Genomic DNA, 15,361 nt, shown 5'->3' with positions numbered 1-15,361 from the left:
TAACAGAGAAAATGAGAATTGAGGAAATGTAATAATGATTCGCGTACGTATTGAAGGAACTGAAGAAGAAATGCTTGAATTTATGGAGAAAATGCCGGATATTCCTGGATTTGAAAAAACACATACGAGAGAACCGAGAAAAGGGAATAATCCAAAATATGATTCAAGTAAAAATGTACTAGCATATTTGTCTTATAAAAAGATTGAAGTCGCCAATAAATAGGCGGCTTTTTTAGTTTGCACCGTTTCACAGCCTTGTCTTTTTCACATAATAATAATAGTAGATTATGCTGAAGAGGGGTGAGTATAGTTAATAAGAAAATCATCTTTTTTGGAGACTTTGGTATCGACGATGCTGTGGCGTTAATTTATGCAAATAAAACATGTAAATTAGATATTATAGGTATTGTTGCTGAATATGGGAATGTATCGCGAGAAATCGTAACGGAAAATGTGTATTTTTTAGAAAGATACTATGCTACAGAAGTAAAAATCATTGAGGGTGCAGCAAGACCGATGACAGCTGAAGAGCCTTTGTTCTTTCCTGAAATTCATGGGGATCACGGTTTAGGACCAATTATTCCACCTGATATGAGGATTTGTAAACGGGAAAACTTTTGTGAATTAATTAAATTAATTGAACCTTGTCCAGAAGATGTTATTATCGTAGCGACAGGACGATTAACAACATTGGCAACGTTATTTTTATTATATCCAAATGTAATGGATAAGGTATGTTCGTATTATATTATGGGCGGTGCTTTTTTATTTCCGGGTAACGTTACTCCTGTATCAGAAGCTAATTTTTATGGAGATCCAATTGCCGCAAATATTGTGATGAAGTACGCAAAGAATGCGACTATTTATCCGTTAAATGTAACGCAAGGAGCCCTCATTACTCCTGAAATGGTGGATATAATTAATAAAGAAGGAACAGGGCAAGCGAAGCTTATTAAACCCATGATTGATTTTTATTATGAAAACTTTTATAAAAAAGAATACCCGGGTATTGCTGGAAGTCCGATTCACGATTTACTTCCGTTTATTTCTTTTATAAATGACGATATTTTTGAATATAAAAAATCTGCAGTTTGGATTAGTACGACAAATGACGTAACAAGAGGACAAAGTGTGGCAGACTTTAGAAAAATAGCTGAACCGACAATGTTTGATAATAGACCTATTCAAAAAATTGCAGTTGGTTTTAACTATCCAGCTTTTAAAGAAGAGTTTATGCGAACAATATTAAAACCTGACTGTCCCTAATGTGTGAAATATGAAAGGCATCAACTATAAGTAGAAAAAGCTGGTCGTTCATTATTTTAAAATAATCTAATAGTTACCCTGTATGAATAACTAATGAAAAATGTAACATAACTAATGGTAAGCAATTGTTTCTAATTATATTTTGATCTGTGAAATTTAAAGGAGGTTATCATATGATTTGGTCTTTAATCGTTGGTGGTATATTAGGATGGTTTGCAAGCTTAATTACTGGAAAGGACGTACCGGGTGGCGTAATTGGTAATATTATTGCTGGTATTATCGGTTCTTGGATTGGTACGAAATTACTTGGTAGTTTTGGCCCTGTAATAGGCGGGTTTGCAATTATTCCAGCCTTAATTGGTGCGGTTATTTTAATCTTTATTGTAAGTTTCTTATTACGAGCAATGCGAAAATGAATGTAAGGACTGTTTACATTTGTAAGCAGTCCTTTTTATATGTTATGCTAGTATTATACAATCAGGAGGTGTCAACATTGAAAACATTTACAGTAAATTTCCATCAAGAAGATAATGCAAAAGCGACAACAGTACATAAATTAAGTGAAGAGGACTTCAATAAAGCAACAGAAAAAGGTACTCGTCATCTATTTGATTTAGATACAAACGTTGGATTCTTCGTATTCTTTGACGCAGAAGATGCAGAAGGAAATGATCAATACTTAATGCTACAATATGAAGGAGATCATGAAGAGCCAACTGCGTGCTACGGATTTGATTTAAAATTATACTATCAATTTTTAGCACTATACTTAAACGATCTTGAATTCCAAGGCGAAACGGATGAGGAAGAGGAAGAATATGGCCCAATTCATCATTTAGCTCACTTACTTTATCATATTGTTGAAGACGGTAAGTCAATCGAAGTGTAAAAATACATATGTAAAGCTGCCCTTTTTGGGCAGCTTTTTTCATTATTATGATGAATGTTATGATTTACATAATGGTAAATGGATTTCTGATGGTGATAGATGGTTTGACTAAACAAAAAAGCAACAAAGAAGGATGAATCTTCTTTGTTGCTTTTTCTACTTTTAAAGAAGGATTACAGTGTAAATGGCGAGAAGGGATATATTAAGGAGATGGGAAAAATGATAAATAATACAATTCCAAGTTTTTTGAAATTGTGGGAAAGTGACGATGTAGAATTAGAAGTTCTTAATCAATACTTTACTTCGCATCCAGAGATATTTGAAGAATACTTTAAGTATCATTGTCCTAAAACGAGAGAACGTCTTTCTAATGCTATTAAACAATACCCCGAAAAAATAAAAGATATTCGTATCATTGCAGAAGTATTACCGGCTATTATTCATGAGATAACGAACGAATATCTTTATAAATATAACTTTGATGTAAATATGAAATTCCATATATTTGTTGGAGGCTTTGGCTCTAATGCTTTTGTAGAAAGAGAAATTATTGGAGACTTGTTTTTCGCAGCAGAAAAATTATCTCCTGATTTAAATCACCTTCGTGTTATTGTCGCTCACGAAATTGGACATATATATCATAATGTTATGTTACAAAATGATGGAATGGACTGGGGGAAAGCCGATTGGGCTGATGCGACAGTTAATCTGTATCGCGAAGGTGTTGCAACGTATTTATCAAAACAAATTATGAAAGGTTTAAATGAATCAGTGTATTACTCATATGACAATGAGGGTGGACGTTGGTTGCAATATTATATAGAAAATGAAGAACATATAAAGAAACGTTTTTTGGATGATTATATAGAAGGGTGGACGTTTGAAAAAGAGAAAGAGTGGTTTCGGTTATCTGGCGGACAATATTTTGGATACAACCGACTTAGTTATTTTTTAGGAACAGCTTTTGTAGAATACGTTGCACAAGCATCGGGAGAGAGTGAAGTATTTACTTTTTGGAACAAACACAATTTGAAAAGAGATGTAATGAATTGGTTATCGAAATGAATAAGATTATGATAGGGGGCTGAAATGTATGAAAGTGTATGTAAAGATAGGTATGTTATTTCTCGCTTTTACATGCATTTTTACATTAGTAGCATGTAAAGGGACGGACGAAAAAAAGGATACAGACCCAACAACGGAAAATAGTAAAAACGAACAGAATAATTCTGCTGAAAAAAAGAAAGAACATGATGCAAAATCAAATAATGAAGGATCAGCAAAACCAAAGACAGATTCAAGCACGAAAGATACAGTAATAAATCAAAAATCAATTAACCACGTTAAAAATTTGTTTGAACTAGCGAAAGAAGGAAAAGTACCTAATGTTCCGTTCGCAGCTCATACAGGAGATATTGAAGAAATAGAAAAAGCGTGGGGGAAAGCTGATAAAACGGACCAAGCAGGAAACGGAATGTACGCTACCTTTACAAATAAAAATGTTTCGTTCGGTTTTAATAAAGGATCACAAGTTTTTGATGTACGCTCCTATCATGCAGAGCTAAAGTTAATTACATTACAAGAAATTGAAAAGGCATTAGGAAAACCAAACTCAGTTAAAGTAAATGGTGAAGATAAAATATATGTATATAAAGTAAACAATCAGTTTGAGTTAAAATTTATCATTCCAAAATCGACTGGTAAGGTAAATCATATTTCGGTATTTTCGCCAGAGGATAGTATAAATAAAATGGCAGGGTAATAAAGAAGGCTATCACCAAAGGTCATCAAGACTTTTGTGATAGCCTTCTTTTTACTATTAAAAGGATGAGGAAAGCAGCCTATAAAACATGAGGAGTATGCTCTGAAATGTCTTTATTTATTTTATTACGTTCTAAATTTTGAACAAAAAGAGCTTGAATAATGCCCCCAATTATTAAGAAACAAGCACAAATATAAAATAGCATACTGCCGTTTAGTTTGCTTAATAAAACCGCACCAAGTACAGGACCGCACGTTCGAGATACATCCCAATGTAAGCCGTAAATTGAAAAATACAATCCACGTTTATCTGAAGGAGCGATTTCTGAAACGAATCGAAGTAAATGGTTTAAAGCAATACTTCCACCAATGACTAAAAAGAGTAATGTAAAAAATAGTGACGTGATTGTTGCTGAAAGCCCGTAGCCAAGTGCAGCTACTGTATAGCAGGCATAAGAAATAATGATGATTTTCGCCATGGAAAATCGTTCAGACCATTTCACGAGGAAAACTTGCAGAAAGATTTCCATAATAGCTTTGCATGTTGAAATAAAAACGAGTATGAGTTCGAAATCCGGAAAAGTATGTTTCACGAAAATAAGATAATTCGTCTCAGTTTGTGCATAAAAAAAGCTAATAGGAAGTGTAGAAACCATAAGTCCAAATACGGCGTAATGTTTGTGTACAAAATGTTTTGGAGATGATACTTCAAGCTTTTGCGTTGGTGTCGCCATTGCCGGAGCGGTTTCTGGAAGCTGCGTCCAAACAACGACTGCATATACTATAAGTACAATGCTTTGCACTGTAAATACATATTCAGGGTGAGTCTTATAAAAAATAGTACCGATTAAAGGGCCGATTAGGGTACCTATTGCTCCCATCGTTTGCAGAAGAGAGAAGATTTCTGCTTGCTGATTTTGTTTTGTTAAATCAGCTATTTGTGCACGTTGAGCAGGAATATATAAGGAACGGCCAACCCCATTTATGACATATAACAAAGCAAATATAAAAACGGATTGAGCAAAGATGAAGCTGCCGATTGCAACACTTTGTAGCAATAAGCCGAGTAACATAATTTTCTTACGCCCATATTTATCAGTCACTCTTCCAGCAATAAGTGTAAATATAATGTCCGAAAGCGGTTGTAACCCGAAAATAAGCATAGTCATCATAATATTGCCGTTTAGCATCTTATTAACATAAATAATCATAATGATAGCTAACATTGATTCTGTTGTTCGAGTTAATAATTCACCGCACAGTCTAATGATGATTGGTTTATTGTAACGTAATAAGAGATGATTCAATATTATTTCCTCCTTTCTATATTGAAATGATAAGATGAAAGGAGAATTGGAAAAAGGGTAAAAAGAATAGGGAGTATTTTTCACCTTTTAGGGGGAATATGATGTTTATTTTAGATCAATATATTGAACTATGGTGTGCCTATGGTAAAGAGAGGCAAGAAAGAGAACAATTAGAAGTAACAGTACAAATGATAGCAAAAACATTATTTTGTACGGAGCGTAATAGTAAATTAATTATAAAAAAATTAGAAGAGTTACATTGGATCACTTGGTTTCCAGGGCGCGGGAGAGGGAATCGCTCTAAATTAATATTTCAAAAGCAACCAATTCCACTAATTTTAGAAAGAGGAAAAGAACTAACGAAAAAAGGGGATGTGAAAAGTGGAATTTCATTTGTGGAACGCTACAGCTCACAATTTCCATTAGTAAAGAAAGAGTATGAAGCTTGGGTAGATTCCATATTTGGTCATCAAATAGAACGGACACTTGAAGGAAGAAAAGATGTACTTCGTTTGCAAGTACAAATGAACTTGGACATCGCTTTAGATCCGGTTTACGCTACAATGCGCTCAGAATGTCATATGGTTAAACATATTTTTGATACACTCGTATATGTTAATGAGGAAACAAATTCTATAGAACCTAGACTTGCTTTTCACTGGCAATATAATGCTGCTGAAAAGGTTTGGACATTTTATTTAAGAAAAAGCGTTTATCTTCATAATGGAAAACGACTTACTGCACAACATGTTATACATTCATTGAATCGATTTATGAAAGCAGAAAACAACCCACATGCATGGATGTTACAACATGTTGATAGTTTCCGTGCAGTGGATGAATTTGTTGTTGAAATTCAATTACATACAGAAAATGGTGTGTTTTTACATATGCTAAGTGCAGAACAGTGTTCTATCGTAAATGAAGATGAAGCAGGAAGCTTTATTGGTACAGGTCCTTTTATATTACGTGAGAAAAATGCACAGTTATTCGTATTAGAAGTGCATGATTTATATTATCGTGAAAGACCTTTTCTTGACCGAATTGAACTAATGAATGTAGAGAAAAATGTAAATACGTATGACGTGTTAGTAAAGGCACAGTATAAAGATAAAGAAAAGCCCAATAAAGAGCTGTCTCGGCTTGAATCGAACGTGACATATGTAACGTGCAATCTTGTAAAAGAAGGACCAATGCAAGATGAGTTGTTTCGAAAAGCGCTACATAAAATTATTCATGGCGATAAAATTGTTCAAGAACTCGGCGGAGAACGTGGAGAAGTGGCAAAGAAACTAATATTGGCGAATGAAAGCATAGTAGAGATTGAGGAAGATATCGAAAGGTTAATTAAAAGGAGTACGTATCATAATGAAGTGCTACAACTCTACACATTTACAGGACGAGATCACGTTGAAGATACACAATGGATACAAAAAGAGTGTGCGAAGTACGGGATTCGTGTAGAAACTAATTTTCTTGAAATAGAAGATCTGTTAGAAATAAGTACGATACAAAGGGCTGATATGATGCATGATAGTGCAACTATTAGCGAACGAATTGAAGATAGTCTGCTATATATGTTCCTTACAAAAAATAGCTTTATTCATGGACAAAGCAGCATGGACTTTCATCAAACGTTGTCCCCGTATTTTAAACAAGAACGAGTAGAAAAAAGAGTTACATTGTTACGCGATATTGAGAACACTTTGTTACGTCACATTCATATTATTCCTTTATACCGGAACAAACAACAAGTAACTTCTCACGAAAAAGTACAAAATATAATGATTAATTCACAAGGGTGGATTGATTTTTATGAAATATGGTTTACATGTTGATATATAAGGGTTTTTACGCATTTTATAGGATGCGTGAGAACTCTTTTTTTGTGTGAAATATGGTTGTTTTACACATTGTTACGCTACTTGTGATAAAAGTCTATTTACAGCGTAACAGTGTTATGTTACATTGTTATCAGGAAGGAGTGTTATACAGTTGAGTACAGATTTAATTTCAAAAAAAGATTTATTAGAACTAACTGGTATTTCATACGGACAGTTATATAGGTGGAAAAGAAAAAATTTAATACCGGAAGATTGGTTTGTACGAAAGTCAACATTCACAGGTCAAGAGACATTTTTTCCGAAAGAAAAGATATTAGAGCGTATTGATAAAATCCAAACGATGAAAGAAGATTTATCTCTTGATGAACTAGCGAATATGTTTTCACCGAGTGTAAGAGAAATCCTTTTAACAAAGGAAGACGTCTTACGTAAAGGGATTGCATCAGAGCCAGTTTTACAATTCTTCATAGAACAAACGAATAAAACAACAGAGTTTCAATTTGTAGATATTCTTTATGTGTATATGTTAGAAGAATTACTACAATCAGGAGAGATTAGTTTAGAAGAAGGAAAAATGGTCTTACAAGTTTTACGTGAAAATTATGAAGCGATTAAGCATAAAACTTGTGATTTAATCATCGTTCGAAAGTTAGGGATTTCTACATGTTTCTTAGTTTCAAACGTGGATGATTTAATTTTTGAAAAAGGAACCAAAATTGTTTTACGCGAAGCGATTATGAAATATACCGAAGCATTAAAAACGAAACTGTTGTAGTGGAGGAGAAAGTATGCGTACAGATAATTTGATTATAAATGGTTACGGTTCATCGAATGGCGGCGAGTTTCATAAAGTGCAATTAAATGGAAAAGGGACAGTTAATGGAAATATTGATTGTGACCAGTTTGAATGTAACGGTTACGGTGCCGTTACTGGAAATTTGAAAAGTAGCAATGCAAGAATTAGTGGATCAGGTAAAGTTGATGGTACAGTTATTGCGGAAACGATGCGAATTGATGGGAAGGCAACAATTACGCAAGATGTGAAGGCGAACAGTTTAAAAATTGCAGGAAAAGGTACGATAGGTGGAAATGTCACTGGTGAAGAATTTAAAGTCAATGGTCAAGCGACAATTGACGGTAATTGTGAAGTAGATACTTTTTCTTCAGAAGGACAATTTACAATTGGTGGATTATTAAGCGCCGATGAAATCAATATTAATATTCACGGTACATGTCGAGCGAAAGAAATTGGCGGTCAAACGATTAAAGTAAAACATAGACTAAGTACTTTTAGTAGACTTTTTAAATCAGTATTTGGTATGCAGTTAGAGGCTGAACTATTAGAAGGTGACAATATTGATATTGATTATGCTCACATAAGAACGGTAAGAGGAAACAATGTGAGAGTAGGAGCGAACTGTGAGATTGAACTCATTGAATATACGGGTGTTCTTACTGTCGATAAAAGCGCAAATGTAAAAGAGATTAAGCAGGTTTAATGGGAGGGAGAAAATAATATGGAACATCAACATAGCCTTACGGTCAATGGTTCTGGTAGTTCAGCAGGCGGGGATTATAACAAAGTGAAGATACGCGGCGAAGGAACGATTTCTAATGATATGAGTTGTAATGAATTTAAAACGTACGGAACGAGTGATGTACAAGGTAATATGAAAGTAAAAGATTATGTTGTGTATGGCGATAGTGAAGTACAAGGAAATGTAACTGCGGAATATGTAAAAGTATATGGAAATACACAAATGAATAGTGATGCTCATATTGAAAAAACGAAAGTAAGAGGTATGATAGAAGTTAAAGGGAAGTTTACTGGTGATTTCGTAGATGTGAAAGGTGCTTTAAATGTGAAAGGAGATATTGAAGTAGAGGAATTATCACTAACGGGTGGCCTTGAAAGTGATGGATTACTTAATGCTGAAAATATTGAAATTTCACTTCGTTATGAAGGAAGTAAAGTGAGAGAAATTGGTGGTAAGAAGATTTACGTTCGTAAAAAAGCGAGATTCATTCCATTTACAAGTCACGCAGGAAGCCTCCAAACGTCTATCATTGAAGGGGATGAGATATATTTAGAGCATACGATTGCTGAAGTAGTAAGAGGAAACAACGTTACCATTGGTCCAGGATGTGAAATTAGTGTTGTAGAATATCATACTAGTTTTAACCAAAAAGGTAATGCAGTTGTAAAAGAACATAAACAAATATAAGTAGTACGAGGGAGAGCAAGGTTATGGTTGAGAAGAATAATAAGCTCGGCTTTGTTGTGGCGGGCTTATTGCTAGGTATTTTAATGGCATCAATGGATAATACCATTGTCGTAACAGCGATGGGCACGATTGTTGGTGACTTAGGAGGCCTTGAAAACTTTGTATGGGTCGTTTCTGCCTATATGGTCGCAGAAATGGCAGGTATGCCGATATTCGGTAAACTATCAGATATGTATGGTAGAAAGAGATTTTTTATTTTTGGTTTAATCGTCTTTATGATTGGTTCGGCACTTTGTGGTACTGCTGAAAATATTACACAGTTAGGTATTTATCGTGCGATTCAAGGTATTGGCGGCGGGGCATTAGTGCCGATCGCGTTTACTATCGTTTTTGATATTTTCCCTCCTGAAAAGCGCGGGAAAATGGGTGGTTTATTCGGAGCGGTATTTGGTTTATCAAGTATTTTCGGGCCGTTACTTGGTGCGTATATTACAGATTACATTAGTTGGCACTGGGTATTTTATATTAACTTACCACTTGGCATTTTAGCACTTATTTTTATTACATTCTTTTATAAAGAATCACGAGTTCATAGAAAACAAAAAATTGATTGGCTTGGGGCAATTACTTTAGTTGGTGCAGTAGTTTCGTTAATGTTTGCGCTCGAACTAGGTGGACAAAAGTATGATTGGGATTCTAACTTTATTTTAAGTTTATTTGGCGGATTCGCTATTTTAATTATTGCATTCATTTTTATTGAACGTAAAGTGGAAGAACCGATCATTTCATTTGAAATGTTTAAACAACGTTTATTCGGAATGAGTACGATTATTGCATTATGTTACGGAGCTGCGTTTATGTCAGCAACTGTGTACATTCCGTTATTTATTCAAGGTGTATACGGTGGTACCGCAACAAACTCAGGATTATTACTTTTACCGATGATGTTAGGATCAGTCGTAACAGCCCAGTTAGGTGGATTTTTAACGACGAAGCTTAGCTACCGAAACATTATGATCATTTCTGCGGTTATTATGCTAATTGGACTCTTCTTATTAAGCACGTTAACGCCAGAAACAAGTCGTGCATTATTAACGGTTTATATGATTATTATCGGATTCGGAGTAGGTTTCTCATTCTCTGTACTAAGTATGGCAGCTATTCACAACTTCGGTATGGAACAGCGCGGCTCTGCGACTTCAACAAGTAACTTTATTCGTTCATTAGGAATGACACTAGGTATTACAATCTTCGGAATGATTCAAAGAACCGGTTTCCAAGATCAATTAGAAGAAGCATTTAAAGGTATGAACGGAGGAATGAATACAAACGCTTTAGGAGATTCAAGAGCTATTCTATCAGAATCAGCGAGATCTCAAATTCCAACGCAAATATTAGATAAAATTATTGACGCTCTATCTAGTTCAATTGTTCAAACATTTATGTGGGCATTGGTACCAGCTGGTTTAGCATTCGTATTTATTTTCTTTATGGGAAATGAACGTATGGTAATTAAGAAACAACAAAAGAATAATAAGAGCGAAACATCAAAAGCGTAATGAAAAAGCTCCTTTCCAATTGGAAGGGAGCTTTTTCGTATGTACGGGATTAGCCTTCGATAATTTCGTATTCTTCGTCTGCTAATAATAAAATTTGTGTTTTCTTACCTTTGTTTTGAACTTCGATTACATCATATGTACCTAAGTCTCTTAGCTTGCTTTGAGAAGCGTTAACCATAACTTCCATAGAATCAATTAAGATATCTTCTTCAATGTATGATTCAGGCAATGCCATATCTTCAGTTTCTAATACACATGCGTATAGACTTTGTAAGTTTTCAGCAGTTGGGTTTTGTTCCTCAACATCAATGATGTTTTTTACTGTTTCCATATTTTCTTCTTTTGCTTGGTATACTTTAATTTTAGCCATTGTTTTAATCTCCTTTATAACGTAATCGTAGAGGCTACACCTCATTATAACGTTTTTTTCATGAAAGATGAAATTGTTATATGTATTTATAGGGAAATTTATGTGTTATTACTCATTATTGGCGTAATTTTATTATTAATTCTATGATTAGGCAACTATATTCCTATGTAAAGTTATATTGTCCAAGCTTTTCTCACATTCCGCTCATATTATATGTATTAGATAAAAACATATAGGGAAGGGATGGAGTGTAAGTGGGTTGTGAGCCGAAACGAAATCGTCGATGCTGCCAAAAAAGCATATGTGAATTTTTACAAAGTCTAGAACCATTTACTAAAGTTGAGAGTATCGTAATAGCCGGAAATGAAATTGTTGTATCCTATTTCCTTTCATTTAATGAGAGGAAAGGAATTGTATCATTCGTACAAGAGGGCGATGAGGTTATCTTTATAGATTGTCCGAGAATTGATGCAATTCGAATAGGAAAAGTGTGTAGTTGTAAAACGAAAGTTAAATATATCGAAGAGGACTTTAGCTTATTAGGAATTGTGTGTCCGCAATGTTTAACAGAGGGAAGTACGCTCTTTTTCGATTTTAATAATCCTGAATTAAATATATCTTTACAAGCAACAACAATTAATCCACCTAGATGTACTGAATTTACAGATGAACTTGGGAATGTCGTCAAGCAAATTACCATAGTAGGTGAGGCGATTGTTTCTAAAGATTTCGTTCAAGTTCCTGAGCTGTTAAGTTTTCGACTCCTTTTATCGCATCCAGCTGGAGATCCTTTAAACTACGGATTGCTATTTATTAATTTCCCTGATGTTACGTATATTTTTATTTTGGCATCAAGCGGATATCTTTCCATTTCAAACTGTTTAAAAATAGAGAGTGGGACTGGTAATACGGAAATAGAAGAGATGAAAAAGATGATAATGAGTGAAAATAATACGTATAATTCAGTTGTTAAATTAACGAAAGTATATAACAATGGAGTAACAGAATCATATATTTATAAGAATGAGTCATAACATATGTATTTAAATGAGCCCTCAAACTAATGTTGAGGGTTGTTACATAATAAAAGATTATAGATTGTAAATTATGATTAAGTATAGTAACTGTTAACCTTTATACAGGACAGTCAATTACTATTCATTAGATGTTATAATAAATTTATATTTATATAGAGTTTAGTAAACGTTTGCTTATATGTAGAATAAACAGACTTATGAAAAAGTAGGGGTACATTGATTCTAACGAAAGAAGGAATTTGAATGATATATGAAGCGAATATACATACGAGAGAAAAATTAGTTACTATGTTCGAAGGTTTCAATAATGTTGTTTTACTTTCTTATTTACAAGGACATATGGGTACTGCTTGGGTAAATGATCTTGAAAATCCAACAGTAGCGCAAGTTACCGTAGGGATTTTCACATTTTACGCTGGGGATTCAAATGTGAAAGAAACAGAAGAATTACTGCGTAACATTCCTGATAGAATGTTAGTAATCGTAAATAGTGAAGAGTGGAAAAAGCGTTTAGAAACATTTTACGAAAGAAAAATAGATAAGTTTTTACGGTATAAATTCAAACGTAATGCGGAAGTTTTTAATCCTTCAAAATTACAATCTTTTATATCAGCGCTTCCAAAAGGATACGAGTTAGGAAGAATAGATGAACATATCGTAAATAACCCTACATTACATAAGGTCTCTGAAGATTTTACAAGTCAATTTCAAACGGTAGAAGATTATTTAAAACGAGGTATAGGGTATAGTATTTTATACAAAAGTGAAGTTGTATGCGGTGCATCATCATACAGCATTTATGATAATGGGATTGAAATCGAAGTGGCGACTGATCATAATCATAGAAGAAAAGGGTTGGCAACTATAGTTAGTGCGGCATTAATCTTGGATTGTTTAGAAAAAGGTATATATCCAAACTGGGATGCAGCAAATACTACGTCTGCTAAACTAGCAGAAAAGTTAGGATACGTTTTTGATAAGGCGTATGATACATATTTTGTGGATAATAGATGAATTCGTTTTAAATAAAAGAGCAGCTAGCAAAAGCTAACTGCTCCTCTCCAAGGGGGAATGGAGAAATACAATCATGTTATGTACATTATTGACGACACAGTGATTTTTAATCAAGCAACTATAAAAGTTTAGATAAAATATCTTTAATTAATCCTGAGGCTCCGATTAAGAGTACTGATAAAAAAACGATTGAGAATATACTTTTTTTAGGTTTATTAAATTCTAAGTAAATGTTAATAATGGCACCAATTGCAACTACAATAAAGATAACGAGTCTTACTACATCTATCATGAATAATGATCCTTTTAATTACTTAATTGTATTATATAGGAGTTTTCCTTTTGATTAGTTTGTTGGAATACGATTTAAGGTAATTTTAAACAAAATAATCTTTGACACAAAAGTAAGACTAGAGGTAAAAGGAAGCGTATGTAGTAATTGTATATCTTGTAGAAGCTGATGGTGACCAAATAAAGTACGGTTATTATTTAAGTCGGAAAGTATATAATTAATAGGAAGTAATTTATATTTTTATATATGCTCTCTTTAAGCACATTTACAACTTACATAATAAAACATGCTTATCATAATGATTCAAACACCAATTATATTTTTTTAGAATAATGGGATGAACAACTTCTTTCGTAGTATCGACCTCAGTATAGCCATATTTCTTATAAAACTTTTTTAATTCCTCAAAAGGAAGACAATATATATTTTGTACTTGCAATTTCTTAGCAGTTTCTACTAAAAATGAAACAAGTTCCCCAGCTAATTGTAGGCCTCTAAATTGAGGGAGAATAAAAATCCCGCCCATTTCTATAGTATCTTCATCTACTTGGACTAATCGCCCAACACCTGCATACTCATTGTCGTATGTAATGATTGCAACTTTATCTCTTTTTAAATCACTTGGTACAAACTCTATCGATTTATATTGATTATTAACCCATTCTAAATCATTAGAGGTGGCTAACCGAATACTCATTTGAATCACTCCTTTGGAAAATTCGATATATTTGTATTATACAGAATGTAAAGCGGTTAAAGTTAGATGATTTTTAATAACAGTTCAAGTTTTGAAGAATAGTGCATACAATATAAAGTCTTTTCCTTTCTTCATTTAAGTTTTACGTATATAATTTAAAAGTACTATTTTTATTTTATATTTTTTATATTTATAACAGAATAGAGGTTTAAAAATGGGTGTTAAAATCATTACGGATAGTGCGGCGGATTTACCGGTAGAATTGCTGCAAGCATATGATATTGATTTAATTCCACTCCGTGTATATGATGAAGCAGAAACAGAGTATTTAGATGGAGTTACATTAGAGTCAGTTACATTATTGCAAAACATGAGAGAAGGCGCAGTTTATAGAACGTCATTGCCTTCACTTGAAACTTTCCAAGAAAAATTTGTTTCTTATGCAAAAGAAGGTAATCCTTGTATATATTTAGCTTTTTCATCTGAACTGTCCGGTACATATCAATCGTCAGTTGTTATTAAAGAAGAAGTAAAAGAAACATATGCTGATTTAGATTTAGAAATTATTGATACGAAATGTGCTTCGCTTGGCCAAGGGCTTGTCGTATTAGAAGCTGCTAAAATGGCGAAAGACGGCGCATCAAAAGAAGATATTTTAAAACGTGTTGATTTTCTAATGAACCATATGGAACACATCTTCACTGTAGCTGACTTACAGTACCTCGTGAAAGGTGGACGTTTAAGTAAAGTAGCTGGTTTTATCGGTGGTTTACTAAACATTAAGCCAATTTTAAATGTGGATGAAGGAAAACTTGTACCACTTGAAAAGGTAAGAGGGAAAAAGAAAGTATTAAGCCGAATTGTTGATATTATGGAAGAGCGCGGAAAAGACCTAAAAGGTCAAACAATCGGTATGACACACGGCGACGACTTAGAAACAGCCGAAGCATTAAAGGCATTAATTACGGAGAGATTTGGCTGTGAAGTATTTATTGTGAATACAATTGGAGCAGCAATCGGTGCGCATACAGGACCTGGCGCGTTAACATTGTTCTTCTTAAATGAAGTAGAGTAAAGGATTGATCTTTTGATCAATCCTT

Annotated in this window: 17 protein-coding genes; 14 read left to right on the top strand and 3 right to left on the bottom strand. The window is 33.7% G+C overall.

All coding sequences use genetic code 11. The annotated features are described in order from the left end of the window. Positions 1-34: 34 nt before the first annotated feature. From KZZ19_RS14020 to KZZ19_RS13995, 6 genes are all read left to right on the top strand, one after another. Positions 35-223: a YvzF family protein gene (locus KZZ19_RS14020; RefSeq protein ID WP_000621882.1), complete on the top strand. Its 189-nt coding sequence runs from the start codon at positions 35-37 to the stop codon at positions 221-223. A gap of 77 nt (positions 224-300) precedes the next feature. Next, on the top strand, positions 301-1,266 hold the full coding sequence (locus tag KZZ19_RS14015; protein WP_237980214.1) for a nucleoside hydrolase: 966 nt from the start codon (positions 301-303) through the stop codon (positions 1,264-1,266). A gap of 173 nt (positions 1,267-1,439) precedes the next feature. Next, positions 1,440-1,682, top strand: a complete 243-nt coding sequence (locus tag KZZ19_RS14010) for a GlsB/YeaQ/YmgE family stress response membrane protein (protein WP_016087459.1) — start codon at positions 1,440-1,442, stop codon at positions 1,680-1,682. 77 nt (positions 1,683-1,759) lie between these two features. Beyond that, a complete protein-coding gene (locus KZZ19_RS14005) occupies positions 1,760-2,155 on the top strand; it encodes a hypothetical protein (protein WP_000847587.1) in 396 nt (131 codons plus the stop codon). Between the two features lie 219 nt (positions 2,156-2,374). Then, positions 2,375-3,220: an aminopeptidase gene (locus KZZ19_RS14000; protein ID WP_098342031.1), complete on the top strand. Its 846-nt coding sequence runs from the start codon at positions 2,375-2,377 to the stop codon at positions 3,218-3,220. Between the two features lie 28 nt (positions 3,221-3,248). After that, positions 3,249-3,917 carry a YjgB family protein gene (locus KZZ19_RS13995; RefSeq protein ID WP_237980216.1) on the top strand — a complete coding sequence of 223 codons (669 nt, stop codon included), beginning with the start codon at positions 3,249-3,251 and terminating at the stop codon, positions 3,915-3,917. A gap of 79 nt (positions 3,918-3,996) precedes the next feature. Here the strand turns inward: KZZ19_RS13995 and KZZ19_RS13990 are convergent, their stop codons facing one another. Beyond that, positions 3,997-5,223: an MDR family MFS transporter gene (locus KZZ19_RS13990; protein ID WP_088096702.1), complete on the bottom strand. Its 1,227-nt coding sequence runs from the start codon at positions 5,221-5,223 to the stop codon at positions 3,997-3,999. A gap of 101 nt (positions 5,224-5,324) precedes the next feature. On the opposite strand from KZZ19_RS13990, the gene KZZ19_RS13985 reads away from it, so the two are divergent. From KZZ19_RS13985 to KZZ19_RS13965, 5 genes are all read left to right on the top strand, one after another. Then, positions 5,325-7,061 carry an SgrR family transcriptional regulator gene (locus KZZ19_RS13985; RefSeq protein WP_237980218.1) on the top strand — a complete coding sequence of 579 codons (1,737 nt, stop codon included), beginning with the start codon at positions 5,325-5,327 and terminating at the stop codon, positions 7,059-7,061. 157 nt (positions 7,062-7,218) lie between these two features. Beyond that, complete coding sequence (locus KZZ19_RS13980; RefSeq protein ID WP_087980731.1) at positions 7,219-7,842, top strand: YhbD family protein; 624 nt, start codon at positions 7,219-7,221, stop codon at positions 7,840-7,842. A gap of 13 nt (positions 7,843-7,855) precedes the next feature. Then, positions 7,856-8,566, top strand: a complete 711-nt coding sequence (locus KZZ19_RS13975) for a polymer-forming cytoskeletal protein (RefSeq protein WP_237980220.1) — start codon at positions 7,856-7,858, stop codon at positions 8,564-8,566. Positions 8,567-8,584: 18 nt separating this feature from the next. After that, positions 8,585-9,292, top strand: coding sequence for a cytoplasmic protein (locus KZZ19_RS13970; protein WP_237980222.1), 708 nt, complete (start codon positions 8,585-8,587; stop codon positions 9,290-9,292). A gap of 23 nt (positions 9,293-9,315) precedes the next feature. After that, a complete protein-coding gene (locus KZZ19_RS13965; RefSeq protein WP_237980223.1) occupies positions 9,316-10,851 on the top strand; it encodes an MDR family MFS transporter in 1,536 nt (511 codons plus the stop codon). Between the two features lie 49 nt (positions 10,852-10,900). On the opposite strand, the gene KZZ19_RS13960 is transcribed toward KZZ19_RS13965, so the two are convergent. Beyond that, entirely contained in the window at positions 10,901-11,221 is a 321-nt protein-coding gene (locus KZZ19_RS13960; RefSeq protein ID WP_098342034.1) for a hypothetical protein, read from the bottom strand. A gap of 254 nt (positions 11,222-11,475) precedes the next feature. Between KZZ19_RS13960 and KZZ19_RS13955 the strand changes: the two genes are divergently transcribed. Beyond that, a complete protein-coding gene (locus KZZ19_RS13955; RefSeq protein WP_237980225.1) occupies positions 11,476-12,255 on the top strand; it encodes a BC_2878 family exosporium-associated protein in 780 nt (259 codons plus the stop codon). A gap of 246 nt (positions 12,256-12,501) precedes the next feature. Continuing rightward, complete coding sequence (locus KZZ19_RS13950; protein ID WP_237980227.1) at positions 12,502-13,272, top strand: GNAT family N-acetyltransferase; 771 nt, start codon at positions 12,502-12,504, stop codon at positions 13,270-13,272. Between the two features lie 557 nt (positions 13,273-13,829). Here the strand turns inward: KZZ19_RS13950 and KZZ19_RS13945 are convergent. Further along, positions 13,830-14,261: a GNAT family N-acetyltransferase gene (locus KZZ19_RS13945; protein ID WP_237980229.1), complete on the bottom strand. Its 432-nt coding sequence runs from the start codon at positions 14,259-14,261 to the stop codon at positions 13,830-13,832. Positions 14,262-14,475: 214 nt separating this feature from the next. Here KZZ19_RS13945 and KZZ19_RS13940 point away from each other — a divergent pair, with 214 nt between their 5' ends. Continuing rightward, on the top strand, positions 14,476-15,336 hold the full coding sequence (locus KZZ19_RS13940; protein WP_088096693.1) for a DegV family protein: 861 nt from the start codon (positions 14,476-14,478) through the stop codon (positions 15,334-15,336). Positions 15,337-15,361: the final 25 nt, after the last annotated feature.

Origin of the sequence: Bacillus thuringiensis, assembly GCF_022095615.2 — a bacterium.
Classification (GTDB): Bacteria; Bacillota; Bacilli; order Bacillales; family Bacillaceae_G; genus Bacillus_A; species Bacillus_A cereus_AG.
This window is presented reverse-complemented; position numbering and strand designations above follow the sequence as displayed.

Bases quoted from the DNA above. Each gene is read 5' to 3' on its own strand.
- KZZ19_RS14020 (WP_000621882.1), top strand. From the start codon at position 35: ATGATTCGCGTACGTATTGAAGGAACTGAAGAAGAAATGCTTGAATTT.
- KZZ19_RS14010 (WP_016087459.1), top strand. From the start codon at position 1,440: ATGATTTGGTCTTTAATCGTTGGTGGTATATTAGGATGGTTTGCAAGC.
- KZZ19_RS14000 (WP_098342031.1), top strand. From the start codon at position 2,375: ATGATAAATAATACAATTCCAAGTTTTTTGAAATTGTGGGAAAGTGAC.
- KZZ19_RS13995 (WP_237980216.1), top strand. From the start codon at position 3,249: ATGAAAGTGTATGTAAAGATAGGTATGTTATTTCTCGCTTTTACATGC.
- KZZ19_RS13985 (WP_237980218.1), top strand. From the start codon at position 5,325: ATGTTTATTTTAGATCAATATATTGAACTATGGTGTGCCTATGGTAAA.
- KZZ19_RS13975 (WP_237980220.1), top strand. From the start codon at position 7,856: ATGCGTACAGATAATTTGATTATAAATGGTTACGGTTCATCGAATGGC.
- KZZ19_RS13970 (WP_237980222.1), top strand. From the start codon at position 8,585: ATGGAACATCAACATAGCCTTACGGTCAATGGTTCTGGTAGTTCAGCA.
- KZZ19_RS13965 (WP_237980223.1), top strand. From the start codon at position 9,316: ATGGTTGAGAAGAATAATAAGCTCGGCTTTGTTGTGGCGGGCTTATTG.
- KZZ19_RS13960 (WP_098342034.1), bottom strand. From the start codon at position 11,221: ATGGCTAAAATTAAAGTATACCAAGCAAAAGAAGAAAATATGGAAACA.
- KZZ19_RS13950 (WP_237980227.1), top strand. From the start codon at position 12,502: ATGATATATGAAGCGAATATACATACGAGAGAAAAATTAGTTACTATG.
- KZZ19_RS13945 (WP_237980229.1), bottom strand. From the start codon at position 14,261: ATGAGTATTCGGTTAGCCACCTCTAATGATTTAGAATGGGTTAATAAT.
- KZZ19_RS13940 (WP_088096693.1), top strand. From the start codon at position 14,476: ATGGGTGTTAAAATCATTACGGATAGTGCGGCGGATTTACCGGTAGAA.